Here is a 26,196-nt window from a genome sequence, read left to right as displayed (position 1 = left end):
GGACTATCGTCCGACTGACCGGAAGCCGCCGCGTACACCGAACAACAGACCGGCGAGGTCGGCATGCGAGGCCGCATTCCAGCCGTTCGTTCGGACAGGCCAGGCCACCTGCGTACGGATGACTACCTTCTGGGACGTCCCCCGCTCGCACGCGCATCGGAGTGTGTCCCCATGGCCCTGCCCACGAAACTGGTGGTCGTCGTCCGCGCCGACCTGCCCCACGGCTGGGCCGTGAACGCCGCCGCCGTGCTCGGCCTGAGCCTGGGCAGGCGGCTGGCCGGCCCGCCGCCGCAGGACGACAAGGACGCCTCGGGCGGCGTCCACGCCGGGCTGGACCCGCACCCGGTGCCCGTGCTGAGCGCCACGGCCGAGCAGCTTCGCGAGCTGCACGACAAGGCCGGCGGCCGGGAGGACGTGGTGACCGTGGGCTTCAACGAGGTGGCCCGCCAGGCCCGCGACTACGACGACTACCGGGCCGCGCTGGCCGCCACACCGGGCGAGGGGATCGAGTACGTCGCGATCGCGGTGTTCGGCCCGCGCAACCGCGTCACCGCCCTCACCAAGCACCTGCCACTGCACGCTTCGCCGCCGCCCTCGCCCTCAGCCGCCGCGGGCAGAAGAGGAGACCTCTTCCCCGCGCCCGGAGACCGCCGCTTCACCGGCCCCGCGACGGGCGACGAACGGCGGCTCCTGCTCGAAATGCTGAGCTACCAGCGCGAGACCCTGCGCCTGAAGTGCTCAGGCCTGCACACGGACGTGGCCCGGCGCGCTGTCGAGCCCTCCACCCTGTCGTTGCTGGGGCTGGTGCGGCATCTGGCCGATGTGGAGCGGCGCTGGTTCAGGTGCGTGCTGGCCGGGCAGCAGGCGCCGCCGCTCTTCTCCTCCGAGGCCGACCCTGACGGGGACTTCGACGGGGCCGTGCCCGACCCCGAGGTGATCGAGGCGGCCTGGCGGGCGTGGGTGGGCGAGGTGGCGTTCGCGGAGGAGTTCGTGGCCGGGGCCGCCCATCTCGGCGTCGAAGGGCATGACGCCTGGCGCGGCACCGTCTCGCTGCGCTGGGTGCTCATGCACCTGATCGAGGAGTACGCCCGCCACAACGGGCACGCGGACCTGCTCCGCGAGCGGATCGACGGGACGATCGGCCTGTGACGGGCGCACCCTTCGCGGATCAGAACCCGAACGACCTGCCGATGATCTCCTTCATGATCTCGGTGGTGCCGCCGTAGATCGTCTGCACCCGGCTGTCGAGCCACGCCTTGGCCACGGGGTACTCGGTCATGTACCCGTACCCGCCGTGCAACTGCACGCAGCGGTCGATCACCTTGGTCTGCAGCTCGGTCGTCCACCACTTCGCCTTGGCCGCGTCCACCGCCGTGAGCTGCCCGGCGTTCAGCGCCAGGATGCACTTGTCGACGTAGTGGCGGGCGATCTCCGTCTCGGTGGCCAGCTCCGCCAGGACGAACCGGGTGTTCTGGAACGAGCCGATGTTGCGGCCGAAGGCCTGGCGGGTCTTGCAGTACTCCACGGTCTGCTCCAGCACCGCCTCCGCCGCGGCCACGGCCGCCACGGCGATCGACAGGCGTTCCTGCGGCAGGTTGTGCATGAGCTGGAAGAAGCCCTCGCCGTCCTTGGGGCCGAGGCGGTTGGCGACGGGGACGCGTACGTTGTCGAAGAACAGCTCGGCCGTGTCCTGCGCCTTCAGCCCGACCTTGTCCAGGTTCCGCCCGCGCACGAAACCATCCATACCGCGCTCCACCATGACCAGCGTGGTGCCCCTCGCGCCCGCCTGCGGGTCGGTCTTGGCCACCACGACGACCAGGTCGGCGTTGATGCCGTTCGTGATGAACGTCTTCTGGCCGTTGACGACGTAGTGGTCGCCCTCGCGGATCGCGGTGGTCCTGATCCCCTGCAGGTCGCTTCCCGCGCCGGGCTCGCTCATCGCGATCGCCGTGATCAGCTCACCGGACGCGAAGCCGGGCAACCAGCGCTGCTTCTGCTCGTCGTTCGTGAGATCCACGACGTACGGGGCCATGACGTCGTTGTGCAGCGAGAAGCCCAGGCCGGTGGCGCCGTTGCGCATGACCTCCTCGACGACCACGGCGTTGAAACGGAAGTCCTTCACACCCGAGCCGCCGTACTCCTCCGGCACCGAGAAGCCGAACACGCCCAGCTCGCCGGCCTTCTTCCAGACCTCGCGAGGGACGATGCCGTCCTTCTCCCACTGGGGGTGGTGCGGGACGACCTCGCGGGTCATGAAGTCGCGCACGGCCTCCTGGAAGAGGAGGTGCTCGTCGTCGAAGAGGTCTCGCTGCATCAGTCGCCTCCGCTTGCAGAACAGGATTCTGTTACCGGAAGGTATACCCGGCGGTGGGGGCTGGGGACACGGGTTCATCACAAGTGCCGGAAGTAGCGGGTTTCGGCATGTGTTGCCGGTGTTTCGACTCTAAGATCTACCCTCGGTCTGGTATGTGGGGGATCGGAGTCTCCGTGAGACGGTGGCACAGGGCGTTATTCGCTGCATCCTTGGGCGTGGCGGCATCTGCTGGGTTCGTCGTGACATCGTCGATCCCCAGCCAGGCAGGCACTTCGCTGGTGATCAAGTATCGATGCACGGGCGGGATCGCCGGCACCGGCGTGGATCTGGAAGCGCGCATGACGCCGCAGGTCAGCGCCGGACGCATGGACGTCCGCTGGGACATGTCCTACAAGGGCCTGCAGCGATTCGGCTCGCCGGGCTTCTTCCCCGAGGGCTCCATCCTGAGCCTCCAGGGCGTGGTGAAGGCCAGCGGCGCCTGGAACGGTCAACTTGAACCTCGCGGGGACAAGACGCAAGGGCAGCTGGTTCCGGGAAGCTACCTCGACCTTCCCGAGGGGCTGACCGATGGTGCGGCGCTCGACCGCTCGGGCAAGATCCGCTTCGAGCCTGCCGGGCTGAGCCTGAAGTTCACGCCCGCCGAGGGCGACGTGAAGGTCAACAGCGACGACTCCACGGACATCCAGTACACCGGGGCTTGGCAGTGGGTGTACACCGCGGCGACGTACGACGACTACCAGAAGGACATCCGCTGGACCGAGGGGCTGGACGCGACCGCCAAGCTGGAGTTCCTCGGCACCAAGGTGTCCTACATCGGCCGGCGTGAGCAGGACCTCAGCAAGATCCGGGTGAAGATCGACGGTCAGGAAGTCACCTCCGGCCTGGTCGAGCCGGGCAAGGACGGCAGCGGCGCTCCCATGACGGGCACCAAGAGCCAGGAAGTGCTCTGGACGTCGCCGCAGCTCGACTACGGCCCGCACACCATCGAGATCATCAACACCGAGAGCAAGCGCGCCTACCTGGATGCCTTCCAGGTCTTCATCAGCGACGTGCCCGAGCCGCCGGAGCACGACAAGACCACCTGCACCATGCAGAACGACCCTGGCGCGATTGACGTGACCATCCCGGGCAGCACGCCCACGGACACCGGCTCGCCGACCCCGACGGACACCGGCACCGACGACCCCACCGATCCGCCCACCGACCCGCCGACCGATGACCCGGACGACAACCCGGGCACGGGCGACAACGGGTCCGACGACTACGACGGCACCATCGGCGGCGACCAGGTCAGAGTGGTCACGCCGACGTCCACCAGCACCACCACGGCAACGGTCACCCCGAAGAGCACCGGCCCCACCGCCACCAAGTACTACCGCGCCCAAGTGGCCAACACCCCCAGCGGCGGCGTGGAGACCGGTGTGGCGCCCGATGAGGAGAAACCTCCGTTCGCGCTCTTGGCCGGCGGGATGGCGTTCGTGATGGGCACCGCGGGTGGCGGGCTGCTGCTGCGGCGACGCAAGGCCGAGCATGCGGGAGGAGCGCTCTGATGGAGGAGCAGCAGCAGGAGGAGAGGACGCCGACGCAGCGGGCGCTGCCCGGGCTGCTCATCGCCGGCTCGCTCGGCGGCATCGGCCTGGTCATGGTGAGCCTGCTCTCGCTGGCGCCGCCCCCCGTGGACGACGGCTCGGGAAAGCCGCTCGCCGCACCCCAGGGCGCGCCGTCCACGCTTGAGATGTCGAACGCGGGCGCGTTCATCCTGCCGCCGACGGTCGGCCCGGGTGGCAAGAACGTCCCGCTGACCCCGGCCCGCCTGGACGCGCCGCCCCCGCTGGCGGCCGTCCCGGTCGTGCCGTCGATCCCCAAGGCCAAGGCCAAGACGGGCAAGACCGCGCCGAAGCCGACCCGGATCAAGATCCCCAAGATCAAGGTGAACGCGCCGATCGGTGCCGTCACGGTGAGCAAGAAGGGCGTGCTCGGCACGCCGCCGCTGAGCAAGCCCAATCAGACGGGCTGGTACAAGGGGTCGCCGGTGCCTGGGGAGACCGGTCCGGCGATCGTCAACGGTCACGTGAGCACCCGGTCGGGGCCCGCTGTCTTCGATCGGCTGCGGGAGCTGGCTAAGGGTGACCAGATCTACGTGTATCGGTCGGACGGTAAGGTCACCCGGTTCACGGTGAGCGGGATCGAGCAGGCGAGCAAGAACTCGTTCCCGACGAAGCGGGTGTACGGCAACACCAGCAACTCTCAGCTCAGGCTTATCACTTGCGGTGGGGTCTATAACAAGACGACTCACCACTACACGGACAACATAGTTGTGTACGCAACGTTGTCTAAGAAGAAGGGGTGAGGGGGAAAGTTGGGGTGGATTTGGCGGTTTACGGGAAGTTGACAGGGACAGTTCGTAGGATCTCAACCTAACCGTGACCAACGGCTGGAATTCTGGCACGACTGTTGAGCTGGCTTTGAAACGGAGAAGGACCCGTGCTTATGTCCCAGGTGGGGCGCCGCCTAGCCCATACGACCGCGTTGGGGCTTGCTAGTACGCTGGTCCTCTTTGTTTGCTCGGTCCTCGCTCTGTCGTCTCCGGCTCAGGCCGCGGCGGACAAGACGATGGAAGTCACCTACGACTGCACGGGTGGCTCCTTCGCGGCCACCGGTGTCAAGGTCACGATTACGGCGCCTGACACGATCGCGCCTAATGGGACGGCCCCCATCAAGTGGGCCTGGCCCACGACCTTGACCGCTACGTCAACGCTCGCCACAGGTACTTCCATTGCGCTCGAAGGCACCCTCACGGTCGGCGGCGGCGGCACGCCTGCGACGCTGACGAAGACTCAGACCAGCAATATGACCGCAGGTGGAACGGCCTTTACGCCGTCGCCTGCCACAGCGGAGGCTACGGTGACTGCGCCGGCCAGCGGCACGGTCACGATCACACCCGGGACCGTGAACACCACCAAGGGCTTCAAGATCACTGCGACGCCCACCAGTGGCCAGGCAAGCGTCACTGAGTGCACATACAAGTCGGCGACACCGGCGACCGGCCTCTCCATGACGGTTCAGGCCGGTGGTGGTGGCGGCACCAACGACGACGTCGTGGCCTACGTCTGCGACGTCCCCACCGGCACCACAGACACGAACTACCCCACCGAGGCAGAGGTGGACATCAAGGTCGTCCTGACCCCTCCCACCTCCGCCTCCGCCAACGCCGACGCCTCGATCACCTGGACAGGCACAATCCAGACCACAGGCGACCCGCTGGTAGCCCCCGCCGCCTGGCCCACCACAGGCGGCAAGGTCTTCGCCACGATCAAGGCGACCGGCGCCGGAGCCCCCGCCACCGCGACCGGTGAAGGCTCGTTCACGACCACGATCACGCCGGGCGCGGACATCACGACGCTGCCCAGCATCACCATCAAGGTCAAGCCCACGACCACGGGCACCGTCTCGCTGACGGCGGGCGATCTGGCGTTCGGCACCAGCGCGACCAGCCCCGTGCTCAAGTGCACCGCCCCCACCACCGGTCTGAAGGCGTACACCTTCACGGTCGGCAACGGCTCGACCAGCCCGAGCCCCAGCCCCACCCCCACGACGACCACCCCCCGCCCCACCACCACCCGCACCTCCACGGTGACGATCACCCCCACCAGCAGCACCACGAGGAAGTCCACAACCCCGAAGGCGGGCGCGGACACCGGTGCCGGTGGCACGATGGGCCCTGACGGCCGGATGTTCATCCTCACCGGCACAGTCCTGGTAGGCGCGGCCGCGGCAGGCGGGTTGATGATGCGACGTCGTTCGATCAAGGGCTGACCGGTGTCGAGCTACTACCCGTACGGCAGCCAGAACCCGCCGCCACCCCAGGACAAGGGCAGCACCGCACTCAGGGCGGTCCTGATCACGGCCGCGATAGCCGGCGTGGTGACGGTCGTGGCGGGTCTGCTGATCGTGCTGAGGTCCCCCGAGGAGTACGGCCTCCAGAGCAGCAGCAGGGACACCCTGAACCTCCAGGCCCAGCCGAAGCAGTCGGCCCAGCCCGAGCAGGCGTGGTTCCAGGCGCCGGCGAACGTCCCGCCGCCGCTGCCGCAGATCACCCCGGCGCCTCCGATGCTGCCGTCGACCCCGATCAGGCTGGTGGTCAAGCGGCTGGGCATCAACGCCCCGATCCAGTCGGTAGGTCTTAAGAAGGACGGCTCGATCCAGGTCCCTCCGTCGGAGAACCACAACCTGGTGGGCTGGTACCGGAACATGTCCACCCCGGGTGAGGTGGGCCCGGCCGTCCTGCTCGGGCACAAGGACACCCGCACTCGCGCCGCCGTCTTCGCCCGCTTGCCGGAGCTGAAGAACGGCGACACCATCGAGGTCAAGCGCCAGGACAAGACGACCGCGGTGTTCACGGTGGGCGGCGTGGAGCAGGCGGACAAGAAGACCTTCCCGACCCAGCGCGTGTACGGGGAGCAGCAGAACGCCCAACTGCACCTCATCACCTGCGGTGGCACCTACGATCGGACCACCGGGCACTACACGGACAACGTCATCGTGTACGCCACGATGACGAGCTCTTACAGAAGCTGAGCGCGGAGGCGGGCATGGGCTGGATGGCGAAGCGGAGACTGCGTACTGGCCCCACGGCGGCACTGCCCGCCAAACCTGATCCACGCGAGCTGCTGCGCATCGTCCAGCTCGCCGACCCGAACGCCAGGCTGGACGGCGACGACGTCGTGGCGGTGGACGTCCGCGTGCACGCCCCCGTCGAGGCGGACAAGGATCTGACCGGCGGCGAGCTGGCGGAGGCGTGGGCGGTCCGGGTGGCGGCCGATGGCCCGTTGCCGCTCGACTTCTTCGACCGCTACCTGGCCGAGGGGCTGGCCTTCCGGCTGGGCGGGCTGGCGGTGTGCCGGGGTGAGGTGAGCGATCCGGCCGACGGCGGCGCTGAGAGCGGGCCTGCGGTGATTCTGCCGGTACGTCCGAGCGCCGAGGAGCTGGAACCCCTGCTGCAGCAGGACGAGGAGGACGAGTTCACCTTCACGGCCGGTGAGATCAGGGCGGCGCTGGTGCCGCAGAAGGGGCAGCCTCCGGCCGTACAGGAGCTGCTGCCTTTCGCGACCGAGCTGACGGCGATCGAGCTGCGCGGCGATGACCAGGTGAAGCTGGGCGCGCTGGCGCTGGAGCTGTCTGAGGCGCTGAACGGCATCCCGGTGGACCGTTGGCGGTTCCGGATCGACGCGCCGGAGGACCTCGTGGCACCGGGCACGGAGGACGCCGCAGAGGAAGCCGCCGCAGAGGAAGCCGCCGCAGAGGAAGTCGCCGCGGAGGAAGCCGCTCCGGAGGAAGACCCCGTAGAGGAAGCCGCTGCGCAGGAAGACCCCGCAGGGGAAGACGCCGCGAAGGAGGATGCCGCGAAGAAGGGTGCCGTCGAGGAGAAGGCCGTACCCCCCACGGACCCTGCAACCGAATGAGGTTCTGTTGTACCCTGCCACTAGTAACCGAATAATGCTCGGTTTCCAGGAGGCACTGTGGCAGAGGCGTACATCGTCGGGGCGGTCCGCACCCCGGTCGGCAAGAAGAAGGGCGGTCTTTCCACCGTCCACCCCACTGACCTGGCCGCTCACACGCTGAAGGCGCTGATCGACCGCACTGGCGTCGACCCAGAGGCGGTCGAGGACGTCATCATGGGGTGCGTCATGCAGTTCGGGCCCCAGAGCATGGACATAGCGAGAAATGCCTGGTTGTCCGCTGGGCTGCCCGAGACCACCGCCGGCGTCACCATCGACCGGCAGTGCGGCTCCTCGCAGCAGTCGATCCACTTCGCCGCTCAGGGCGTCATGTCCGGTACGCAGGACCTGGTCGTGGCCGGCGGCGTCGAGTCGATGAGCATCGTGCCCATGGGCTCGTCGATCACGGCCGCGCTGGAGAAGGGCATGCCCTTCCCGTTCGGCGAGAAGTGGGTGGAGCGCTACGGCAAGCAGGAAATCTCGCAGTTCCGCGGCGCGGAGCTGATGTGCGAGAAGTGGGGCTACACGCGGGAGGTGCTGGAGCAGTTCGCGTTCGAGTCGCACCAGCGCGCCGCCAAGGCCATCGCCAACGGCTACTTCAAGGACCAGATCGCCCCGATCAACGGTGTCGAGGACGACGAGGGCCCGCGCGCCGACACGACGCTGGAGAAGATGGCCGGCCTGAAGACGCTGAAGGAGGGCGGGCAGATCACCGCCGCTACCTCCTCCCAGATCTCGGACGGCTCGGGCGCCGTGCTCATCGCCTCCGAGCAGGCCGTACGCGACCACGGCCTGACCCCGAGGGCCCGCATCCACCAACTCGCGCTCATGGGCGACGACCCCGTCTACATGCTGACCGCGCCGATCCCCGCCACCCAGCGGGCGCTGAAGAAGGCCGGCATGTCGATCGACGAGATCGACGCCGTCGAGATCAACGAGGCGTTCGCCCCGGTGCCGCTGGCCTGGATGCACGAGCTCGGCGCCGACCCGGCCAAGGTCAACCCGAACGGCGGCGCGATCGCCCTCGGTCACCCGCTGGGCGGCACGGGCGCGATCCTGATGACCAAGCTGCTGCACGAGCTGGAGCGCACCGGCGGCCGGTACGGGCTGCAGACGATGTGCGAGGGCGGCGGCCAGGCCAACGTCACCATCATCGAGAGGCTGTAGCAAAAGCGGCGAGCGCCGCCCCGGGCGTAACAGGGGGCGGCGCTCGCCTAACTACCCATCCCGGTAGTTGCTCTATCTGCCCTTCGGCGGGATGCGGCGCGGCGGCGCGATGGGCCGCTGCGGCATCTTGGGCATCGGTCGCACCACGGGCAGCGTGGGGCGGCCTTTCTGGTTGTTCGAGCGTGCACGCATACGAGGCTCCTCTACCTGGTTCGGAAGTCGGCGGGTGACGATTGCTTGCTTGCGAATCACTGGTAAAGGCGCATGTCCATGAGGCTACGAGGACGCCTGAGGCGCCCGCAACCGAATTACCGGACGCGCGTCAGGAGCAGGCGGCGCCGGTCGCGGTCCAGCTCGACGATGGACACCTGGACGGAGTCACCCGGCTGGACGCCCTTGCTAGGGATGAGCCCTTCGACGCCGTCCGCGATCCTGACGAACACCCCGAACGGGACAACCTTGGTGACGACCCCCGGGAACTGCTGTCCCACCTCGGCCTCGTCGGCGAACACCTGGAACGGGTCCGGCTGCAGCGCGCGCAGGGAGAGCCTGGCCTCGCCGTTGTAGGTGTCGAAGGCGAGCACCTCCCCGCGAACGGGTTGCCCGCTGCGGACGACATCCGTCACCTGCTCGAAGTGTTTCCACGACAGCTCAGGGGTCGTCACGAATCCCACGCCGGGGTAGGTGGGGTGCGGCGGGCCTTCGTCCAGGGCGACGAACACCCCGAAGTTCTGGACGTCGGCGATCCGCCCGGTGAGCACCTCCCCCGCACGCAGGCCCTTCAGGAACGTCCAGAGCTCCGGGTGCTCGGTGGCCGCCAGAGACAGCCAGATCCGTTCCGTGTCGACGGAGACGACTTCGCCGGTGACACGCTGCCCGATCCTCGCCGCCTCGGCCCTCGTTCCGTGCCACGGGTAGTCCCTGATGTGCGCGGGCGTCGAAGCCAAGTCTCCGTCGAGCCGGATTCTTGGACCGAAGGGCCGCTCGTCCGCCACGACCGTCCCCGACACGAGGCTGCCTACAGCTCCACGATCGAGCAGGTCCGCGTCGCACACCGCGCAGTGGAAGTGATCGTCCTTCACGATGTTGAGCTGCCCGCAGCGCGGGCAGCGGCGGAAGACGATCGGCAAGGTGAAGGCCCCGGGGTGGTCGAGGCCCGCGCCGTCGAGGGCGGTGCGGACGGCCGACCATGAGGAGACGTCAGGGCAGTATCCGGTCGACTGGTTGCTGATCTCCCGCACCCGCCAGACGTCGCCGTCCCGCTCGAACGTGATCTCACCGGCGCTCAGCACCGGCGCCCCGCCGGCGCAGACGACGTGCTCGCTGCGCTGCGGGGCGAGGCGGAGCGTCGTGCTCTGGTCGATGACGAACGTGAACGGCTCCAGACGATCGTGATCGTCCTGCCGGGCCAGCCACGCGGCCAGGTCCTCATGGGAGGTGATCGGACATCCGAGGCCACCTGAGCGGAGGAGGTCGTCGGGGCCGACGTAGTGGTAGCGGCGGTGTCCGTGCAGGCCCAAGGAGGCGGCGAGGGCAGAGAACGCCGGCGCGATCATCCGCCAGCCGGTGCACGGGTCGGAGGCGACTACGGCGGGGTCGGCGCTGCCGCGGCGGTAGTCGAGGGCGATGGCGATGTCGTCCCCGGCATGGCGGTTGACCGCGATGAGCACGGCCAGCTCGATGTCGAGCCAGGGCAGCTCGACCAGGTCGGGGGACTGGCTGCCGCGCGCCAGCCGGAAGAGGTCCGCGGTGGCCGGATCTTCGCTGAGGTGCAGGAGGGCCGCGGATTCGCGGCGGATCTCGTCGATGCCCGCCAGGAAGTCCATCGGGTCTTCGAACCATGGGGTCGCGGTGTCACCGGAAGGTGGCCAGGCTGCTGCGTCCAGCAGTTCGAGAAGCAGATCGGGCAGGGGAAGGCCGCGGACATGTACCTGCGAAGGGCGCATGCCGCACAGATTTCCATGATTGAGGCCGATGGCACGAGGGTGTCCCGGGCTGGACCCGGCACCTCCCTGATCGGGAACGGGATGGAACGCCCTACGGACGTGCACGCACTCCGCGTGTCACAACATCCCGACTGCTCGAAGGAGCGAATGTGCGCCGACTAATCCTGTCCGTCCTCGCCGGGCTGGCAACGCTGCTGTCCCTGACGGGGACACCGGCGGCGGCCTCTCAGGCCGTGGACTTCCCGTTCACGACGATCGCCAGCAACGCGGTCGGCGGCCCCAAGTGCTTCGGCCCGCTGAACGCCGGCACCGCCGACGGCACCCCGATCGTGTTGATGGACTGCAACCAGCTCTGGCACGGCTTCGCGCGGGTCACCTTCACGGACAACTCGGTTCGTCACATCAGCGGCAAGTGCCTCAGCATGGCGAACACCAGCTCTCCTGTCCCTCTGAACACCCCGCTGGTGCTGCGGGACTGCAGCCGGGTGGCCCTGGGCGACCAGCAGTGGATCTTCTGGGCGGTCACGTCCGGGGGCCTGGACGGCAGGTGGGCCCTGCGTAACTCAGGGTCCTTCAGATGTGCGGGCCTGTTCAACAACGGTACGGCTGTCGGCACGCAACTGGTCGTGCAGCCGTGTGACTTCAGGCTGGCGCAGCAGTGGCTGCTCCCGCCGGGGGAGAAGCCGTCCAAGTACGGCTTCGGCTACGACGACGGGACCACCCCCTGATCGTCCGGGATGACCCTGCGCCGCGATGCCGCTCGAAGGCGTCGCGGCGCTTGGCGTGCCGGAGGCTGACCGCTATCGCGCGTTCCCTTCGAGCAGGTCGTTCCACAGCCCCTTCGCCTCGGCGGCGCGCGACCACGGGCTCTCACTGACCCGATCACCGGTTGCCGTCCGCTCGGTCTGCCGGATGAGGCCCAGGCCTCCTGCGGCCAGCAGCTCGTACGTGGTCGGCTCGCAGCCGCAGGTGTGGGCCCGGACGCGGCTGGAGACGGACCTGCCCGCCGGCTCGGACCAGTCGATCCGGGCGTGCCCCTCCTTCGGGGGCTTCGGGTGCGGGCCGTGGAAGTCCTCGATGCTCATACCGACCTCCAACGCGGTCGTCATCGGGAGGGGTGGCGGATCGGGCACGGATGGGAGACGTGCCGGTTGGGGCAGCAGATCACGCCGATCGTGACGAACCGGCCGCCCTGGAGCCATTCGCCCCACTGCACGTCCACGCCCCGGGACAGCAGATCGGCCGCGGTCTCCAGGCGTTCCTCCAGCGGTACCCGCTCGGGCAGCAGCAGCATGCCGCGCGCCTTGGCGTACTCGGTGGCCATCCACCCGGCCGCCTGGCCGGGCGCGTCGAAGGTACGAGTGATGCGTGACGCCGGCTTGGCCAGCCAGTCGCCGGTTCGCATCGGCGGCACCAGCGAGGAGGGGAAGTCGGGTGAGGCCGGTCGGCGTTCTGCCTCGTTGCCACGGTCGGCTCCGGGGCCGGTCCAGTGGTAGGCGTGCCAATGCATGCTCGGGCGCTCCCGTAGAGTGCGAGGGGATGGCGGGCCCTGCTTGCTGTGATCAGGCAGGGACCGCCGTCCTTCGGGGTGACGCTCAGATGGTGGCGAGTCCGGCGGCGCGAAGCTCGTCACCGGTGAAGCGGAGAGTCCCGGCGTCCGGGTTCTTCGAGTCACGCAGGGCGTAGGCGTCCTTCACGCCGGGGATCGGGGCGATCAGGACACAGCTTTCCCCGTCCTCGTTCTGTTGATTGCCGCCGCACAGCCTGGTGAACGGCACCTCGCCGAGTTTGTCGCGGTACAGATCCATGACTCGGTTTCCTCTCGATCGCAGCACTCACGCCGGGGAAACTCCGGTCGTCAGCTCCGATGGACGTGGATTCTTCGTACTCACCATACGTGACTGGTAGCGCTACGTATAGAGACGTAGCGCTAAGACGCATCTCGTGTGTGTACTTCTAACGTCGTAGTCATGGACTTCGGCCCTGATGACCAAATTGACTATGAAGGCCCCGTCACGCCATACCGGCAGCTCGCCGCGATCCTCAAAGCGCGGATCCAGCGTGGGGACTGGCAGCCGAACCGGCCGATCCCGTCAGAGGCGAGGCTCGTCCAGGAGTACGGTCCGGCACGAACCACAGTTCGTCGAGCCATCGCAGTGCTCGTCGAGGAGGGTGTGCTCTTCGTAGTGCCTCAGCGGGGCACCTTCGTCGCCGCATCGCCTCCTACACCCGAACAAGGGTGAGCGTCTCGCCGCAGCACCGTCACCCTCCTTCTCCTTGGCTTTCGTGAGCGTTGCCGCCTCCGTGCTGCCATATTGCAGAGGCAGCGAAGCTCTCAGAGGGAGGCGATGGGACGTGCGGCCGTCAGGTTGGAGCAACACCTCGGCTCCCTACATCCGGCCTCGCCCCGACGGCGAGCCTGACGCGTGGACCGAGGAAGCCGCCCAGCGAGGCCATGCCGGTACGAACGAGCTGCGTGAAGTCGGCGAGATCCCAGCCCCTGCGGACATCGCCCGCGACCTGAACATCGGAGGGGAGCCGCAGCAGGTCGTGGTCCGGCGCCGCATCGTGCTGCTCGACGGCGTGCCGATCGAGCTTGCCGACTCCTATTACCCGGCCTCCATCGCACGCGGCACGCCCCTCGCGCAGCCGGGCAAGATTCGTGGTGGTGCGGTGCGACTGCTCGCCGAGCTGGGATACCGGGCGCGCAAGGTCGAGGAGACGGTGAGCGCGCGGCCGGCCACGGCGACTGAGCGGGAACTGCTCAGGCTCGATGAGGCCGACTGGGTTCTGGTGCTTCGCCGTGTCACCTGTGACCACGCCGGGACTCCGTACGAGAGCACCGTGATGACCATGGTGGCCAGCGGCCGTGAGCTGCGATACGAACACGAAGAGGGCTGAACATCCGACAGGGAAAGGTATCCGGTGACGCGTTCGGCGGAGGTCTGTGCGGTACCCGAGGACGGCGGCTGGTCGATGTTCATCCCCGGCTCGCCGATCGCGGCGGACGGCCGGACTTTCGACGAGGCCGTTACCGAGCTGATCGGCGCGTTGCGTGAGTACGTCGACGATTGGCGAGACCGCCTGCACGATGCGCCCAACCACCGCAAGCATCGAGGCCTGGGGCGGTTGATCAGGCGCAGTGACGACGACCGACTACGTGAATGGCTGGCGGGGGAGGCCCACCAACCGGTTCCCGGTTCAGACGCGCGCGGCTGAAATGACCAGATCCAAGGCCTGCCGAGACTCGGACAGATCACGCATGGCCTGATCGATCCGATCCCGTTCCGCCCGAAGCTGCCCCACCACGTTCGGACAAGTCGGCGCCAACCGCTCACCCCGAGCCTCCACACAGGGCAGCACCGTGGCGATGGTCGAGGTGCTCAACCCGGCCGCGAGCAGGCACCGGATGCGCCGCACGGTCTCCACCTGGTCCTCGGTGTACTCGCGATACCCGCTGGGCAGCCGCGACGGCGCGAGCAGCCCCTGCTCCTCGTAGTACCGCAGCAGCCGCTCACTCACCCCGGTGCGCCGGACGAGCTCCCCGATCCGCATCCCCACGACACCTCCACGACTTGACTCTCACATGCATGTGAGACTTTAGCGTGCCGACATGAAGAAGAGTCTGCTGGTGCCGGTCATGCTCATGGTGAGCGTGTTCGTGGTCGGCACATCCGAATATCTCATCGCCGGACTGCTTCCCCAGGTGGCGGCCGACCTGGACGTCTCCCTGTCTACGGCGGGGCAGGCCGTGACGGCGTACGCGCTGGGCGTGGTGATCGGCGGCCCGCTGGTGACGATCGCGACCGTACGGCTGCCGCGCAAAGGCCTGGCGCTGGGGTTGCTGGTGCTGTTCGCCGCCGGGAACGCGATCTGCGCGGCGGCCGGTTCGTACGAGGTGCTGATCGCCGGAAGGGTGATCGCGTCGCTGAGCCACGCGGCCTTCCTGACCCTGGCGTTGATGGTGACGACGCGGGTGGTCGAGCCGCAGCGCGTCGGCACGGCCATCGCCGCCGTGGGATCGGGGTTCTCGGTGGCGACGCTGCTGGGCGTGCCGGTGGGGGTGTTGCTGGGGGAGGACGCGGGGTGGCGGACGCCGTTCGCGGTGCTGGCCGGGCTGGCGCTCGCCGTGACCGGGCTGCTGGCCGTCGTGCTGCCGAGGCAGGAGGCGGAGGTGACGAGCGTGCGGGACGAGATCGCGACGGTCATGAGCAGGCGGGTGCTGGTGGTGATCGCTACGACGGCCGTCGGGCTGGCGGCGACCTCGACGGTGTTCACGTACCTGGCGCCCACGCTGACCGGGATCACCGGGTTCGGGCCGGCGGCGGTGTCGACGCTGCTGCTCGTCTACGGGGCCGGCAGCCTGGCCGGAGGGCTGGTGGCCGGGCGGCTGGCGGATCGGTCGCTGGCCGGGACGGTGCGCGGCACGTTCGCCGGGTTGAGCGTGGTGCTGGTGGTCTTTCCGTTCGCGGTGCCGTGGGCCGGGTCCGCCGTGGTGGCGGTGCTGGCGCTCGGGTTGCTGACCTCGGCCACGACGCCGGTGCTGCAGAGCCTGGTGCTGCGGCATGCCGGGCGGGCGCCGACGCTGGCGGTGTCGGTGAACGTGTGCGCGTTCAACATCGGCATCGCGGCCGGGTCGGCGCTCGGGGGTGGGCTGGTGGCGGTGGACGGGCTGCGGTGGCTGGGCCTGGCCGCCGCGGCGCTGAGCCTGGCCGCTCTGGCGATCAGCTACGCCGCCGTCCCCCGTAGAGAGAGTTTGACGGGGTCCCCGGCCTGAAGCGCGAAGGCCGGGGAGCCCGGGTCAGCCGACCTGCGTCGGGTCCTTCTCAGGGACGCACGCCGCGACAGCCCCCTGGATCACCTCGGCCTTGAGCTGGGACTTGACCGGCCCCTTCGGGTTCTCGGTGAACTCCAGCAGCACCGTCTGCCCCTTCCCGACCTGCCGGGGATCGATGACGAATCCCTTCGCCCCCGGCCTGGCGACCTTCCAGTGCACGGACGCGCGCCACTCCTCCGGAGTGTCGTACCCGCCGCCGACCAGCGCGCCCCGGCCGTTCTGGCACTTGGTGTACGGCTTCAGGTACGTGACGTCGGCGGTCACGCCATGGTCCTTGAGGTCCTGCTCCAACTGCTCGGCGTCCCTGAACTCCTTGATCTCCACCGTGACGGTGCCGTTGGCGTTCGCGCTCACCGCGTACGCCGGCTCAGGGCTGGTCACGAGCGGCACCGTCACCGCCGCCACGGCGGCCAGCCCGGCCACCGCCGCCCCCGCGAACAGGCGGCGGCCGGTACGGCGGGCGCGGTCGTTGCGCGCGGTCATCTCGGCTTGAAGGTCCATCAGCAACTGCTCCTCGAATCTCATCGTGGGATTCCTTCCATGACGAAGGGCAGGTCGCGAAGTGCCTTGCGGGCGCGGTGCAGCCGCACCATGGCGGTCCCCGGCCGGATCCCGAGCGCCACCGCCGCCTCCGACGGCGTGAGCTGCTCAAGCACCACCAGCTCCAGGACGGCGCGCTCCCCGTCGGGTAACCCGGCCATGGCCTCGAAGGCCGCCCTGGCGGGCCGCTCCGCGTCGATCCGCTCCTCCAGCCGGGACACGTCGTCGCCGTCGAGCGGACGCCGCCCGCTCACCCGATGCGTGAGCTGGGACTCCCGCAGCGCCCGCCGCCGCTCGGACGACAGCGTGTTGCGCGCGACGCCGTACAGCCACGCGATCTCGCTGCCCTTGCCGGGGCGGTAGGTGTGCGCCGAGTCGAACACCGCGAGGAACACGTCGGCCACCAGGTCGGCGACCGTGTGCGGGTCGTCGACCCGGCGTGCCAGGAACCGCGTGACAGCGTCGATGTGCCGCCGGTAGAAGGCTTCGAACGCCGCGGGGTCGGTGGCGAGCTTCCCCCGTTTGAGACGCACCGGCCTTGCTCCCTTCGTCGATCTACACCTGTACTTGGTGAGAACCGCCGGAAGGCTTACACAGCGCACGAATCCGGGCGACCGTCACCCCCAGGCCGGCGAGCGCCGCGACCAGCACCGCCACGGACAGCGGCGCGGGGAAGTAGGTGAGCTGGGCCCAGGTGACGGTCCGCCCGTTCATCAGCACGGACACCAGATCCGGATACCAGGCCAGCACCGCGACCGGGATGAGGGCGGGCAGCAACCGCAGCCCGATCCGCCACCACGCCCGCCCCGACCGCTTGAAGGCCCAGCGCCGCGCCCGCGCCACGCCCAGAGCACCCAGTCCGGCCGCGAGCAGCGCGAACGCGGCCAGCGCCGCTTCGAAGAGCTGCCGTTCGCTGCCCGGCCCCTCCGGCGCCCTGCCCTCGCTCATCGCTGTGAGCCCGAGCATGATGTCGTACGTCGGGTCGTACAGCGTCGCGTTGTTGGTCATCACCGCGAACCCGTAGCCGGTCCTGGGCGAGATGGCCTCGACCGCGTTGTAGGTGAACAGGTTCCCCGAGTGCACGAGCTGCCCGCCGTCCTCGATGCCCCACCCCATCCCGTACGGGCGCAGCTTCGAAGGCTGGTGCATGGCCTCCAGGCTCTGCCGCTTGACCAGCGGGCTCTGCCGCTTGACCAGCGGCCGCCCGTCACCCGTCTGCGCGACCAGCCACTTGCCCATGTCGGCGGCGGTGGTGATGACGCCGCCCGCTCCGCTCTCGTCGTGGAACCCGGCCAGCTCCGGCCGGGGCAGCCAGGCGCCGAACAGCGAGTTGTAGCCGTCCGCGACCGGGACGACCTTGTCGGAGATGGCGCTGGACTTCATGCCCAGCGGCCCGAACACCCGGTCGCGCAGGTAGTCGCCGAACCGCCGCCCGCTCGCCACCTCCACCAGCCGCCCGGCCAGGTCGTAGTTGACGTTGCAGTACTCGTAGCGGGTGCCGGGCTCGGCGGCGAGCCGGGAATCGGCGAGGCGGGCGGTGTAGTCGGCCGGCGAGGTGGCCTCCTCCGTGGAGGCGATGTCCACCGTGCGGTCCGACAGGCCGGAGGTCTGGTTCAGCAGGTGCCGTACGGTGATCCGGGCCGCCCGCGGGTCGGCCATCCGGAAATCGGGGAGTTGCGCGGCGACCGGCTCGTCGAGCTTGATTTTGCCCTGGTCCACGAGCGTCATGACCGCCATGGCGGTGAACGACTTGCTCACCGAGGCCACCCGCATCGGCGTGTCGGCGGTCATCGGCCGCCCTTGCGAGTCGTGTCCGTAGCCGGCCGCGTGCACGACCTTGCCGCCGTGCGTGACGACCACGGACAGGCCCGGGACCCCGGTGGACTCCATCGCCTGCTCCAGGTAGGCGTCGATGGTGGCGGGGGTCAGATCGGGGGCCGGGCTCAGGGTGAGGGCGAGGGCAAGAAGGAGTTTCACGAGGAAGAACCTAGAAAGGCGAGGCCCCCGCCCGTATCCGCCGACCGTCCATGACCACCCCTGACGAAAGTCAGGTGTCTTCGAGGCGCGTCGGCACCGCCTTCTGCACCTGCTGGAACACCACCGACGTCCGGAACCCCACGATCTCCTTGCGCTTGCTCAGCCGGTCGAGCAGGAACCCGTGCAGGTGATCGAGGTCCCGCACCCCCACGTGCAGCAGGAAGTCATCCCCTCCGGCCAGCACGAACACGCTGAGCACCTCCGGCATCGAGGCCGCCGACTCCTTGAACGTGTTGATCACCGCTCGGCTCAGCGGCCGTACCTGCACCGACACCATCGCCTGGACGCCGCGGTTGAGCGCGGCCGGGTCGATGTCGGCGTGGTAGCCGCGGATCACGCCGCGCCGGGTCAGCGCCCTGACCCGTTCCAGGCAGGTGGAGGGCGCGATGCCGAGCTGCCTGGCCAGCTCGCGGTTGGACTGCCGCGCATCCGTTTGGAGCAACCGTATGATCGCCGAATCAAGTTCATCCATATGGCCAGAGATACACGACATTCCGGCCATGCGTTCGGCTGACACGTAACCGGGCCGAACGGGCGGGCTACGTTCATGGGTCATGAGTGGACACATGGGGGCATGGCAGGGCACGGCGCTTCTGGTCGGTGCCGTGCTGGGCCCCGGCATGCTGGTGCTGCCGCATCTGGCCGCCGCCTCGGCGGGCCCCGCGTCGGTGCTGGCCTGGGCCGGGATGCTGGCGCTCAGCGTGCCCGTCGCGCTGACGTTCGCCGCGCTCGGCGCGCGTTATCCCGGCGGCGGAGGGGTGGCGGCCGTCGTCGGGCTCGCCTTCGGCCGGCGCGCCGCCGCCGTGACCGGCTGGTGGTTCTACGGCGCCGTGCCGATCGGCACGGTCGCGGGCGCGCTGGTCGGCGGCCAGTACGTCGAGGCCTGCCTGGGTGTGAACGCCACCCTGGCCGCGTGCCTCATCCTGGCCGCCGCGTTCGCCGCGAACGCCGCGGGGCTGCGCACGTCAGGACGGCTGCAGATCGGCTTCGTCGTCCTGCTCGTCGCGCTGCTGGCCACCGCCGTGATCACCGCCGCGCCGCACGCCGACCCGGCCAACTTCACCCCCTTCGCCCCGTACGGCTTCGCGGGCGTGGCCGGTGCGGCCGGGGTGCTCATGTTCGCCTTCGTGGGCTGGGAGGCGGCCAGCCACCTGTCGGGCGAGTTCGCGAGCAGGAACGGGCTGGTGCGGGCCACCGCGGTCACGCTCGTGGTGATCGGCCTGCTGTACGCGGGCGTCTCCGTCACCTCCGTCGGCGTGCTCGGCGCGGACATGTCCGCCGTGCCGCTCACCGGGATGCTGGAGCTCGGCCTCGGCCCTGTCGCCCGCCCGGTCACCGGGGTGGTCGCGGTGCTGCTGACGTTCGGCGCGGTCAACACCTACATCGCGGGGGCGGCCAGGCTGGGTGCGGCGCTGGCGGCGGACGGGGCGCTGCCGCGCTGGTTCGCCAGGGGAGGGGCGCCGGGCGAGACGCCGTTCCGTAGTCTCGGGCTGGTGCTGGTGCTCAGTGTGCCCGTGCTGGTGTGGGCGGTCGACCTGGACATGCTGATGCGCGCGACGTCGGCGTGCCTGGCGGCGGTCACCTCGGCGGGGGTGGCGGCGGCGGTGCGGATGTTGCCGCGCGGCCGTCACCGGACCATGGCCGTGGTGGGGACGGGGATGTCGCTGTTGGGGCTGGCGTTCTGCGGTACGTACCTGCTGGTGCCCGCCGTGCTGGGCACGGTGGCGCTCGCGGCGCTGAGCATCAACCCTCGCCGTTCCTACAAAATCGGGCTATAAACGGCGACAGAGCGCCGTCAGGCGGGCAGTACACATGAGCACAGACGGCGCGACCTCCGGAGGTGCCATGACCCAGCACGCCAAGTACGCGGAGTCCAGACAGGTCGGCGAGCAGGCGCGGGAGAAGGAGTGGGCGCGCCCGAGCTTCGCCAAGCAGCTCTTCCTCGGCGACTTCCGGATGGACCTGGTGCATCCGGCGCCCACGCTGCCCGCCGCCGCGACCAAGAAGGGGGAGGAGTTCGTCCGGGCGGTGCGGCGCTTCCTCGACGCGCGCGTGGACCCGGCGCTCATCGAGCGGACCGCGCAGGTGCCCGACGACGTGGTGAAGGGCCTGGCGGAGCTCGGTGCGTTCGGCATCACGATCAAGGAGGAGTACGGCGGGCTCGGCCTGCCCTACCTGTACTACTGCCGCGCGCTCACGCTGGTCGGCTCCTACTGCCCGGCGCTGGCCACGCTGCTGTCCGCGCACCAGTCGATCGGGGTGCCGCAGCCGCTCAAGCTGTTCGGCACCGAGGAGCAGAAGCGGGAGTACCTGCCGCGCTGCGCGGCGGGGGAGATCTCCGCGTTCCTGCTGACCGAGCCCGACGTCGGCTCCGACCCCGCGCGGCTGGCCACCACCGCCGTGCGCGACGGCGACGAGTACGTGCTCGACGGCGTCAAGCTCTGGACCACGAACGGCGTTGTCGCCGACCTCCTCGTCGTCATGGCCAGGACCGGCAAGAAGATCAGCGCGTTCGTGGTCGAGGCCGACTCGCCGGGCATCACGGTCAAGCGGCGCAACACGTTCATGGGGCTGCGTGGCATCGAGAACGGCGTGACGGAGTTCTCCCAGGTCAGGGTGCCCGCCAAGAACCTCATCGGCAAGGAGGGCGAAGGGCTGCGCATCGCGCTCACCACGCTCAACACGGGCCGCCTGTCGCTGCCCGCCACCTGCGCGGGGAACGCCAAGTGGGCCGTCAAGATCGCCCGCGAGTGGGGCAACGAGCGCGTGCAGTGGGGCCGCAAGGTCGGCCTGCACGAGGCCGTGGCCACCAAGGTCGCCTTCATCGTGGCCACCGCGTACGCGTGCGACGCCGTCTGCGAGCTGACCGCCCGCCTGGCCGACGACCAGCGCAACGACATCAGGATCGAGGCGGCGCTGGCCAAGCTGTTCGCCTCCGAGCTGTCGTACCAGGTGCTCGACGAGCTGGTGCAGATCCGCGGCGGGCGCGGCTACGAGACCGCCGAGTCGCTGGTCGCCAGGGGCGAGCGCGGGGTGCCCGCCGAGCAGATGCTGCGCGACTCCCGCATCAACCGCATCTTCGAGGGCTCCTCCGAGATCATGCGCCTGGCGATCACCCGGGAGGCGGTGGACGCGCACCTGTCCGCCGCGGGAGAGCTGATCAATCCCGAGGCCGGCCGCCAGGAGCGCGCCCAGGCGCTGCGCAGGGCCGGCCGCTTCTACGCCAAGTGGCTGCCCACGCTGGTGGCCGGCACCGGCAACCTGCCCACCGCGTACGCCGCCTTCGGCCCGCTGGCCGCACACCTGCGCTTCGTGGAGCGGACCAGCAGGAAGCTGGCCAGGTCCACCTTCTACGGCATGTCCCGCTGGCAGGGCAGGCTGGAGCACAAGCAGGCGTTCCTCGGCAGGATCGTCGACATCGGCGCCGAACTGTACGCGATGACCGCCGTCTGCCTGAAGGCCGAGGAGGACTCCAAGGACCTCGGGCGCAGGCCGTACGAGCTGGCCGACACCTTCTGCCAGCAGTCCAGACGCCGGGTGGACACGCTGTTCGACCGCCTGTGGGACAACAGCGACAATCTCGACGTCCGCGTGGCCGGTTACGTGCTCGACGGCCGCTACACCTTCGTCGAGGAGGGCATCCTCGACCCGTCCGTCGAGGGCCCGTGGATCGGCGCGCCCGAGGGCGGGGAGAACGTCCGCCGCAAGATTCTCTGACATCCGGTCTAGACCGGCTGTGCGCTCTTTGCCGCCCGAGTGTTGCCAAACCGAGACAGGCCGGTATAGACCGGCTGCTGAACTCCGGCTTACGCTTGCGCAAACGCGGCCATTCGCTGGCTCGCGCGCACATCCCCCTGGGCAGGGTTCGGCTGGCTGGTATGGACCAGTAGGGCCCGTCCGACGAGAAGGCGGTATCTCCAGTGAACATGAAGCTTGTGGGCGGCGCCGCTCTCGGCCTTGCCACGATGCTGGTCCTGTCCGCTTGTGGTTCCGGCGGCTCCGGCGGCGGAGGCGACACCCAGGCATCGGGCGACGGCCAGGTCACGTTGAAGATGGTCGCGGCAGACTACGGCGACGGCCCCGGCAAGCCCAACTCCGGCGAGACGTTCTGGAAGGGCGTCACCGACGAGTTCACCAAGGCCAACCCGAACATCAAGGTCGAGGTCCAGGTCATCAACTGGAACGACATCGACAAGCAAGTCGCCACCATGGTGCAGAACGGCCAGATCCCGGACATCCTGCAGACCGGCGACTACTCCGGCTTCGTCGAGGACGGCCTGCTCCACAAGGTGGACGAGGTCCTGTCCCCGAACGTCTCCGGCGACATGCTGCAGAAGTTCGCCGAGTTCGGCAAGGTGGACGGCACCGCGTACGGCATCCCGTTCGTCTCCTCGGCCCGCGCCCTGTTCTACAACAAGGACCTGTTCGAGAAGGCGAAGATCACCGAGCCGCCGAAGACCTGGGACGAGCTCAAGGCCGCCGCCGAGAAGCTGAAGGCGGCCGGCGTGACCCAGCCGTTCGGCCTGCCGCTCGGCCAGGAGGAGGCCCAGGCCGAGTCGTTCCTGTGGATGCTCGGCAACGGCGGCGGCTACAAGGACGCCTCCGGCAAGTGGGCGATCAACTCGCCGCAGAACGTCGAGACATTCACGTACATGAAGGGCCTGGTCGACGCCGGTCTGACCACCCCCAACCCCGGCACCAAGGACCGCAAGACGGTCTGGGAGGACTTCGGCGCCGGCAAGGTCGGCATGGTCAACGGCGGCCCCATGTCCATCCCGATCTTCGACGCGGCCGGGCTGAAGAACTACGGCGTCGCGCCGATCCCCGGCAAGGCCGGCCCGCTCGACACCACGCTCGGCGTCATGGACTGGATCATGGCGTTCAACAAGAACGGCCACGCCGCCGAGATCAAGAAGTTCTTCGACTTCTTCTACACCGGCGACGCCGCCGCGAAGATCTCCGACATCTACAAGCTGCTGCCCGTCACCAACGGCGGCATCCAGAAGCTGTCCGGCGACGAGAAGCTCAAGCCGTTCCTCGCCGCCCTGCCCAACGCCAGCTTCTACCCCTTCCAGGACCCCAAGTGGGCCACCCTGAACCCGGCGATCAAGCAGACCATCGGCGGGGCCGTCAAGGACGACCCGGCCAAGGTCCTCGGTGAGCTGCAGAAGACCGCGGAAGCGGCCGGCTGATCCAGCGAGACCACGGTACGGCCGGCCGACGCCGGTCGTACCGTCCTTGCGAAAGGTACTTGAGTGACAACCCTGGACGTCAAGAAGCCGCGCGCGCGATCGCGGGGCCTGCGCGCCCTCGAACCCCTCGCCTGGATCGGGCCCGCCATCGTGCTGATCGCCCTGGTCGTGATCTGGCCCGTGGTCGAGATGATCAGGTCCTCGTTCCTGGAGATCAGCCGGCTCGGCGTGGTGCGCGGCTCGGCCGGGTTCGCCAACTACGACAAGCTCTTCGCCGAGAAGGACTTCGCCGACGTCATGCTCCGCAGCGTGATCTGGGTGGTCGCCGTCGTCGCGCTCACCGTGCTGCTCTCGCTGGCCCTGGCCCAGCTCTTCAACCAGCGCTTCCCGCTGCGCAAGCTGGCCCGCTGGGCGCTCATCGCGCCGTGGGCCGCGTCGGTGCTGATGACGGCCATCATCTTCAAGTGGATGCTCGACCCCGAGGTCGGCGTGATCAACCAGATCCGCCTCAAGCTCGGGCTGATCGACGCGATGGGCGGAGCCGCCGCCGACCAGCTCGGCGACGCCGCCACCGCCATGCCGTGGCTGGTGTTCGTCGCGGTGTTCGTGTCGGTGCCGTTCACCACGTACGCGCTGCTCGCCGGGCTCGCCACGATCCCCGCCGACGTGTACGAGGCCGCCAGGATGGACGGCGCGGGACGCCTGCGGACCTACTGGTCGATCACGCTGCCGCTGCTGCGCCCCGCGCTCACCGTGGCCGCCCTGATCAACGTCATGAACGTCTTCAACAGCTTCCCGATCATCTGGGCCATGACCCACGGGCAGCCCGGCTACTCCACCGCCACCTCGACCATCCTCATGTACATCCTCAAGGGCTCCGACATCGGCGAATCGGCCGCCATGTCCGTCGTCAACTTCGGCATGGTGATCGTGCTCACCGTGATCTTCCTCAAGGTGTCCCGGTGGAACAAGGAGGTGGCGTGATGGCCGTCAAGACCATGCCGGCGCAGGCCCGGCCGCATCACCACCACGCCCGTTCCCGGCGCGGCGGCGTCGCGCGCGCCATGCCCAGGCTGAAGACCGTCCTCATCGCGGCCACCGCGTACGTCGTCGCGCTGCTGTTCCTGTTCCCGTACGTGGTCATGCTGCTGACCTCGCTGCGCTCGCAGGAGTCGCTGCGCGACGTGACGTTCTGGCCCGACGAGTGGGTGTGGTCCAACCTCACCGACTTCTGGGGCAGCGGCCTGGCCGGCAACCTCTGGGTGACGATCAAGGTGGCGGCCGGCTCGACCGTGCTGGTGCTCCTGGTCGCGCTGCCCGCCGCGTACTACGCGGCCAGGCACAACTTCCGCGGCCGCAACGCGTTCCTCATCCTGGTGCTGATCACCCAGATGTTCCAGCCCACGGCCATGGTGGTCGGCATCTACCGCGAGTTCTTCCAGTTCGGGCTGGTCGACTCGATCTGGGCGCTGATCCTCGTCAACGCGGGCTTCAACCTGGCCTTCGCCGTGTGGATCCTGACCGCGTACTTCTCCTCCATCCCGCGCGAGCTGGAGGAGGCCGCCTTCATCGACGGGAACGGGCGCTTCGGCGCGCTGTTCAGGATCACGCTGCCGCTGGCCATGCCCGGCGTCATCACCGCGCTGATCTTCACGTTCATCGCCGCGTGGAACGAGTTCGTGGTCGCGCTGACCCTCACCACCACGACCGCGAACCAGCCGCTTCCCGTGGCGCTCAACTCGTTCATCGGGCAGTACCAGGTGGACTGGCAGAACCTGTTCGCCGGCTCGGTGATCGCCACCATCCCGGTGATCATCCTGTTCGCCCTGATCGAGCGGAAGGTGGTCGGCGGTCTGACCGCCGGCTCCATCAAGTGACCCGTCCGGCCGCGCCCCTGAGACCCTCGGGCGCGGCCAGGCGCGTCAGAGCTTCTGGGGTACGCGCGCCACGCAGAACACCGTCTGACCGAACGGCGGCGTGACGAACCGCTCGATGAGCCTGGTCATCGGCACCACCGTACGGTCGTAGATCTTGACCAGGCGCGGGTCAGGGTAGCCCACCCCGCCCCGGCGCACCGCCACCCACCAGGCGATGCCGCCCAGGAAGTTGATCGGCTTGAGCACCTCGGCGTCGAGCCCCGCCTTGGCCACCGTCGTGCCCAGCGTCTTCGGCGTGTAGCGCTGGACGTGGCCCACCTTGCGGTCGAAGTCGCCGTAGAGCTGCTGGTAACCGGGCACCCAGATGATGATCCGCCCGCCCGGTTGCGTCACGCGCGCCAGCGAGCGCAGCGCCTCCGCGTCGTCCTCGATGTGCTCCAGGACGTTCATCATGACGACCGTGTCGACCTTGTCCTGGAGCGGGATGTCCGTCGGCAGCCCGAACTGCAGGACGCTGATGTCGTCGCGGTCGGCGAAGCGCTTCTCCAGCTGCTCGACGCAGTAGGGGTCGAAGTCGCTGACCACCAGGCGGTCGAGACGCGGCAGGAACTGCTCGGCGAAGTGGCCCAGCCCCGAGCCGATCTCCAGCATCGAGCGGCCGACATGCGGGGCGACCATGTCGAACTCGTACTGCCGATAGTTCTTGGCCTCGTCCCCACCCAGGTGGTTCTCCAGGGCCTCGTCACCGGCCGCCGGTTGCACTACACGGTCATACCCAGAAGACATAA

General features: G+C 69.0%; 29 protein-coding genes. 17 read left to right on the top strand and 12 right to left on the bottom strand.

What is annotated here, in order from left to right:
• Window positions 1-171: 171 nt before the first annotated feature.
• Window positions 172-1,149: a DUF664 domain-containing protein gene (locus FXF51_RS63245; RefSeq protein ID WP_262380428.1), complete on the top strand. Its 978-nt coding sequence runs from the start codon at window positions 172-174 to the stop codon at window positions 1,147-1,149.
• Between the two features lie 19 nt (window positions 1,150-1,168).
• Here FXF51_RS63245 and FXF51_RS50795 read toward each other — a convergent pair whose 3' ends face one another.
• A complete protein-coding gene (locus FXF51_RS50795) occupies window positions 1,169-2,314 on the bottom strand; it encodes an acyl-CoA dehydrogenase family protein (RefSeq protein ID WP_148442039.1) in 1,146 nt (381 codons plus the stop codon).
• 278 nt (window positions 2,315-2,592) lie between these two features.
• Between FXF51_RS50795 and FXF51_RS50790 the strand changes: the two genes are divergently transcribed.
• Window positions 2,593-3,864: a hypothetical protein gene (locus tag FXF51_RS50790; RefSeq protein WP_148442038.1), complete on the top strand. Its 1,272-nt coding sequence runs from the start codon at window positions 2,593-2,595 to the stop codon at window positions 3,862-3,864.
• Entirely contained in the window at window positions 3,864-4,664 is an 801-nt protein-coding gene (locus tag FXF51_RS50785; RefSeq protein WP_148442037.1) for a class F sortase, read from the top strand. Before FXF51_RS50790 ends, FXF51_RS50785 begins: the two co-directional genes overlap by 1 nt.
• A 487-nt stretch (window positions 4,665-5,151) precedes the next feature.
• Here the strand turns inward: FXF51_RS50785 and FXF51_RS50780 are convergent, their stop codons facing one another.
• Window positions 5,152-5,370 (bottom strand): hypothetical protein, encoded by a 219-nt coding sequence (locus FXF51_RS50780; protein ID WP_148442036.1) that lies wholly within the window; start codon window positions 5,368-5,370, stop codon window positions 5,152-5,154.
• On the opposite strand from FXF51_RS50780, the gene FXF51_RS50775 reads away from it, so the two are divergent.
• From FXF51_RS50775 to FXF51_RS50760, 4 genes are read left to right on the top strand one after another with little or no spacing between them, the layout of a single operon-like run.
• Entirely contained in the window at window positions 5,369-6,130 is a 762-nt protein-coding gene (locus FXF51_RS50775) for a hypothetical protein (RefSeq protein ID WP_148442035.1), read from the top strand. The genes FXF51_RS50780 and FXF51_RS50775 overlap by 2 nt on opposite strands.
• A 3-nt stretch (window positions 6,131-6,133) precedes the next feature.
• Complete coding sequence (locus tag FXF51_RS50770; RefSeq protein WP_148442034.1) at window positions 6,134-6,892, top strand: class F sortase; 759 nt, start codon at window positions 6,134-6,136, stop codon at window positions 6,890-6,892.
• 23 nt (window positions 6,893-6,915) lie between these two features.
• Window positions 6,916-7,776: a hypothetical protein gene (locus tag FXF51_RS50765; RefSeq protein ID WP_148442033.1), complete on the top strand. Its 861-nt coding sequence runs from the start codon at window positions 6,916-6,918 to the stop codon at window positions 7,774-7,776.
• Between the two features lie 57 nt (window positions 7,777-7,833).
• A complete protein-coding gene (locus FXF51_RS50760) occupies window positions 7,834-8,979 on the top strand; it encodes an acetyl-CoA C-acetyltransferase (protein ID WP_148442032.1) in 1,146 nt (381 codons plus the stop codon).
• A gap of 308 nt (window positions 8,980-9,287) precedes the next feature.
• Here the strand turns inward: FXF51_RS50760 and FXF51_RS63240 are convergent, their stop codons facing one another.
• The gene (locus FXF51_RS63240; RefSeq protein WP_262380427.1) at window positions 9,288-10,925 is read right to left on the bottom strand and encodes a S1 RNA-binding domain-containing protein; all 1,638 of its coding nucleotides are present in this window, start codon (window positions 10,923-10,925) and stop codon (window positions 9,288-9,290) included.
• A gap of 149 nt (window positions 10,926-11,074) precedes the next feature.
• On the opposite strand from FXF51_RS63240, the gene FXF51_RS50745 reads away from it, so the two are divergent.
• Window positions 11,075-11,653, top strand: coding sequence for an RICIN domain-containing protein (locus FXF51_RS50745; protein WP_187415019.1), 579 nt, complete (start codon window positions 11,075-11,077; stop codon window positions 11,651-11,653).
• Between the two features lie 72 nt (window positions 11,654-11,725).
• On the opposite strand, the gene FXF51_RS61400 is transcribed toward FXF51_RS50745, so the two are convergent.
• The 3 genes from FXF51_RS61400 to FXF51_RS50730 form a co-directional block, all read right to left on the bottom strand.
• Entirely contained in the window at window positions 11,726-12,010 is a 285-nt protein-coding gene (locus FXF51_RS61400) for a hypothetical protein (protein ID WP_187415018.1), read from the bottom strand.
• A 20-nt stretch (window positions 12,011-12,030) separates the two neighbouring features.
• Window positions 12,031-12,435, bottom strand: a complete 405-nt coding sequence (locus FXF51_RS50735) for a hypothetical protein (protein WP_148442030.1) — start codon at window positions 12,433-12,435, stop codon at window positions 12,031-12,033.
• 85 nt (window positions 12,436-12,520) lie between these two features.
• On the bottom strand, window positions 12,521-12,733 hold the full coding sequence (locus FXF51_RS50730; RefSeq protein WP_148442029.1) for a DUF397 domain-containing protein: 213 nt from the start codon (window positions 12,731-12,733) through the stop codon (window positions 12,521-12,523).
• A 162-nt stretch (window positions 12,734-12,895) separates the two neighbouring features.
• Here FXF51_RS50730 and FXF51_RS50725 point away from each other — a divergent pair, with 162 nt between their 5' ends.
• The 3 genes from FXF51_RS50725 (at window position 12,896) to FXF51_RS50715 (ending at window position 14,144) form a co-directional block, all read left to right on the top strand.
• Entirely contained in the window at window positions 12,896-13,168 is a 273-nt protein-coding gene (locus FXF51_RS50725) for a GntR family transcriptional regulator (RefSeq protein ID WP_148442028.1), read from the top strand.
• A 112-nt stretch (window positions 13,169-13,280) separates the two neighbouring features.
• Window positions 13,281-13,826, top strand: a complete 546-nt coding sequence (locus tag FXF51_RS50720; RefSeq protein WP_148442027.1) for a GntR family transcriptional regulator — start codon at window positions 13,281-13,283, stop codon at window positions 13,824-13,826.
• Window positions 13,827-13,850: 24 nt separating this feature from the next.
• A complete protein-coding gene (locus FXF51_RS50715) occupies window positions 13,851-14,144 on the top strand; it encodes a hypothetical protein (RefSeq protein ID WP_148442026.1) in 294 nt (97 codons plus the stop codon).
• Here the strand turns inward: FXF51_RS50715 and FXF51_RS50710 are convergent.
• Window positions 14,127-14,480, bottom strand: coding sequence for a MerR family transcriptional regulator (locus FXF51_RS50710; protein WP_148442025.1), 354 nt, complete (start codon window positions 14,478-14,480; stop codon window positions 14,127-14,129). The genes FXF51_RS50715 and FXF51_RS50710 overlap by 18 nt on opposite strands.
• A 58-nt stretch (window positions 14,481-14,538) precedes the next feature.
• Between FXF51_RS50710 and FXF51_RS50705 the strand changes: the two genes are divergently transcribed.
• Window positions 14,539-15,702, top strand: a complete 1,164-nt coding sequence (locus tag FXF51_RS50705) for an MFS transporter (RefSeq protein WP_148442024.1) — start codon at window positions 14,539-14,541, stop codon at window positions 15,700-15,702.
• A 24-nt stretch (window positions 15,703-15,726) separates the two neighbouring features.
• On the opposite strand, the gene FXF51_RS50700 is transcribed toward FXF51_RS50705, so the two are convergent.
• The 4 genes from FXF51_RS50700 to FXF51_RS50685 form a co-directional block, all read right to left on the bottom strand.
• Window positions 15,727-16,287: a hypothetical protein gene (locus FXF51_RS50700; RefSeq protein WP_148442023.1), complete on the bottom strand. Its 561-nt coding sequence runs from the start codon at window positions 16,285-16,287 to the stop codon at window positions 15,727-15,729.
• The gene (locus FXF51_RS50695; protein WP_148442022.1) at window positions 16,284-16,835 is read right to left on the bottom strand and encodes an RNA polymerase sigma factor; all 552 of its coding nucleotides are present in this window, start codon (window positions 16,833-16,835) and stop codon (window positions 16,284-16,286) included. The genes FXF51_RS50700 and FXF51_RS50695 overlap by 4 nt, the downstream gene beginning before the upstream one ends.
• Before the next feature lie 22 nt (window positions 16,836-16,857).
• Window positions 16,858-18,279 carry a serine hydrolase domain-containing protein gene (locus FXF51_RS50690; RefSeq protein WP_262380425.1) on the bottom strand — a complete coding sequence of 474 codons (1,422 nt, stop codon included), beginning with the start codon at window positions 18,277-18,279 and terminating at the stop codon, window positions 16,858-16,860.
• 70 nt (window positions 18,280-18,349) lie between these two features.
• The gene (locus FXF51_RS50685; RefSeq protein WP_148442021.1) at window positions 18,350-18,811 is read right to left on the bottom strand and encodes an Lrp/AsnC family transcriptional regulator; all 462 of its coding nucleotides are present in this window, start codon (window positions 18,809-18,811) and stop codon (window positions 18,350-18,352) included.
• Window positions 18,812-18,893: 82 nt separating this feature from the next.
• On the opposite strand from FXF51_RS50685, the gene FXF51_RS50680 reads away from it, so the two are divergent.
• The 5 genes from FXF51_RS50680 to FXF51_RS50660 all read left to right on the top strand — a co-directional run bounded on the left by FXF51_RS50680 (window position 18,894) and on the right by FXF51_RS50660 (window position 25,408).
• Window positions 18,894-20,117 carry an APC family permease gene (locus tag FXF51_RS50680; protein ID WP_148442020.1) on the top strand — a complete coding sequence of 408 codons (1,224 nt, stop codon included), beginning with the start codon at window positions 18,894-18,896 and terminating at the stop codon, window positions 20,115-20,117.
• 67 nt (window positions 20,118-20,184) lie between these two features.
• Window positions 20,185-22,056 (top strand): acyl-CoA dehydrogenase family protein, encoded by a 1,872-nt coding sequence (locus tag FXF51_RS50675; protein ID WP_148442019.1) that lies wholly within the window; start codon window positions 20,185-20,187, stop codon window positions 22,054-22,056.
• 209 nt (window positions 22,057-22,265) lie between these two features.
• Window positions 22,266-23,531, top strand: coding sequence for an extracellular solute-binding protein (locus FXF51_RS50670; protein ID WP_148442018.1), 1,266 nt, complete (start codon window positions 22,266-22,268; stop codon window positions 23,529-23,531).
• 63 nt (window positions 23,532-23,594) lie between these two features.
• A complete protein-coding gene (locus FXF51_RS50665) occupies window positions 23,595-24,515 on the top strand; it encodes a carbohydrate ABC transporter permease (RefSeq protein ID WP_262380424.1) in 921 nt (306 codons plus the stop codon).
• Window positions 24,515-25,408, top strand: coding sequence for a carbohydrate ABC transporter permease (locus FXF51_RS50660; protein ID WP_262380423.1), 894 nt, complete (start codon window positions 24,515-24,517; stop codon window positions 25,406-25,408). Before FXF51_RS50665 ends, FXF51_RS50660 begins: the two co-directional genes overlap by 1 nt.
• Window positions 25,409-25,453: 45 nt before the next feature.
• Here FXF51_RS50660 and FXF51_RS50655 read toward each other — a convergent pair whose 3' ends face one another.
• Complete coding sequence (locus FXF51_RS50655) at window positions 25,454-26,194, bottom strand: class I SAM-dependent methyltransferase (RefSeq protein ID WP_148442017.1); 741 nt, start codon at window positions 26,192-26,194, stop codon at window positions 25,454-25,456.
• Between the last annotated feature and the right edge of the window lie 2 nt (window positions 26,195-26,196).

The organism is Nonomuraea sp. PA05 (assembly GCF_008086045.1).
GTDB lineage: Bacteria > Actinomycetota > Actinomycetes > Streptosporangiales > Streptosporangiaceae > Nonomuraea > Nonomuraea monospora.
The sequence above is the reverse complement of the archived record's forward strand: the minus strand, read 5'-3'. Positions and strand labels throughout refer to the sequence as shown.

Coding starts and splice junctions, on each gene's coding strand:
- FXF51_RS63245 (WP_262380428.1), top strand. CDS start 172: ATGGCCCTGCCCACGAAACTGGTGGTCGTCGTCCGCGCCGACCTGCCC.
- FXF51_RS50795 (WP_148442039.1), bottom strand. CDS start 2,314: ATGCAGCGAGACCTCTTCGACGACGAGCACCTCCTCTTCCAGGAGGCC.
- FXF51_RS50785 (WP_148442037.1), top strand. CDS start 3,864: ATGGAGGAGCAGCAGCAGGAGGAGAGGACGCCGACGCAGCGGGCGCTG.
- FXF51_RS50775 (WP_148442035.1), top strand. CDS start 5,369: ATGACGGTTCAGGCCGGTGGTGGTGGCGGCACCAACGACGACGTCGTG.
- FXF51_RS50780 (WP_148442036.1), bottom strand. CDS start 5,370: ATGGAGAGGCCGGTCGCCGGTGTCGCCGACTTGTATGTGCACTCAGTG.
- FXF51_RS50765 (WP_148442033.1), top strand. CDS start 6,916: ATGGCGAAGCGGAGACTGCGTACTGGCCCCACGGCGGCACTGCCCGCC.
- FXF51_RS63240 (WP_262380427.1), bottom strand. CDS start 10,925: ATGCGCCCTTCGCAGGTACATGTCCGCGGCCTTCCCCTGCCCGATCTG.
- FXF51_RS61400 (WP_187415018.1), bottom strand. CDS start 12,010: ATGAGCATCGAGGACTTCCACGGCCCGCACCCGAAGCCCCCGAAGGAG.
- FXF51_RS50735 (WP_148442030.1), bottom strand. CDS start 12,435: ATGCATTGGCACGCCTACCACTGGACCGGCCCCGGAGCCGACCGTGGC.
- FXF51_RS50730 (WP_148442029.1), bottom strand. CDS start 12,733: ATGGATCTGTACCGCGACAAACTCGGCGAGGTGCCGTTCACCAGGCTG.
- FXF51_RS50725 (WP_148442028.1), top strand. CDS start 12,896: ATGGACTTCGGCCCTGATGACCAAATTGACTATGAAGGCCCCGTCACG.
- FXF51_RS50710 (WP_148442025.1), bottom strand. CDS start 14,480: ATGCGGATCGGGGAGCTCGTCCGGCGCACCGGGGTGAGTGAGCGGCTG.
- FXF51_RS50705 (WP_148442024.1), top strand. CDS start 14,539: ATGAAGAAGAGTCTGCTGGTGCCGGTCATGCTCATGGTGAGCGTGTTC.
- FXF51_RS50700 (WP_148442023.1), bottom strand. CDS start 16,287: ATGAGATTCGAGGAGCAGTTGCTGATGGACCTTCAAGCCGAGATGACC.
- FXF51_RS50685 (WP_148442021.1), bottom strand. CDS start 18,811: ATGGATGAACTTGATTCGGCGATCATACGGTTGCTCCAAACGGATGCG.
- FXF51_RS50680 (WP_148442020.1), top strand. CDS start 18,894: ATGAGTGGACACATGGGGGCATGGCAGGGCACGGCGCTTCTGGTCGGT.
- FXF51_RS50675 (WP_148442019.1), top strand. CDS start 20,185: ATGACCCAGCACGCCAAGTACGCGGAGTCCAGACAGGTCGGCGAGCAG.
- FXF51_RS50670 (WP_148442018.1), top strand. CDS start 22,266: ATGAAGCTTGTGGGCGGCGCCGCTCTCGGCCTTGCCACGATGCTGGTC.
- FXF51_RS50660 (WP_262380423.1), top strand. CDS start 24,515: ATGGCCGTCAAGACCATGCCGGCGCAGGCCCGGCCGCATCACCACCAC.
- FXF51_RS50655 (WP_148442017.1), bottom strand. CDS start 26,194: ATGTCTTCTGGGTATGACCGTGTAGTGCAACCGGCGGCCGGTGACGAG.